Annotated in this window: 1 protein-coding gene; it reads right to left on the reverse strand. The window is 43.2% G+C overall.

Annotated elements, in window-relative coordinates; all coding sequences use genetic code 11:
* A partial coding sequence (yfkAB, locus tag AC3G7N_RS20740; RefSeq protein ID WP_489424057.1) for a radical SAM/CxCxxxxC motif protein YfkAB occupies window positions 1-816 on the reverse strand: 816 nt, incomplete at its 3' end.
* Window positions 817-837: the final 21 nt, after the last annotated feature.

Genomic DNA, 837 nt, shown 5'->3' on the forward strand with positions numbered 1-837 from the left:
GTCCTCACGATACAGTCTTTTTAATAAATCCAAATCTTTCTGTGAAGAACTGCACGGATAAAAAGGCAATGTTCCAAACATCATCCATATATCTTTGTGCTGATGATCAAGCAGCCGGTTAATCGCAATACGGGTATCATCCAATTCCAGCGTCTCCAATGTACTGGCAAAATCAACTGGGTACATTGGATGAATTTCGTGCCGTGCACAGCCCATTTCCCTTATTTGGTCATGAATATGCTCTAGATATGGGAAAGTACGTTTATTCAGCATCGTTTCCGCTGAAACCATTACACCATCCTTGGCAAGCCGCTGGGAATTTTCTATCAGACGGTCGAAAAACTTTTTGCGGTTTTCCTTGGAAGGCTTCCGCTCCATATTGGCAAAACCGACTTCCGCAAATTCTTCAGCCGTTCCCCAATTATGGGAAATATGTAGTACATCTAAAAATGGAATGATTGCTTCATATCTGTCATAGGGCAAAGTCAAATTTGAATTTATCTGTGTTTTAACACCGCGGCTGTGTGCATACTCCAGTAGTGGCAGCACATGATTGCGAATCGACTTTTTATTCATCATTGGCTCTCCGCCGGTAATGCTCATCGTGCGAAGATGCGGTATTTCATCCAGCCGCTTCAAAATAAGATCCATCGGCAATGAATCGGGATCCCGGGATTGCAGGCTATAACCAACGGCACAATGAGCACAACGCATATTACACAAATTCGTGGTCGTAAATTCAACATTCGATAATGTCATTGCCCCATGTTCTTCAACATCCATATATGCTTCCCACGGATCATTGGCTGGCGACATGGTTCGTATGCTTGTTCTTGT

The sequence above is a fragment of the Virgibacillus carmonensis genome (assembly GCF_057836705.1).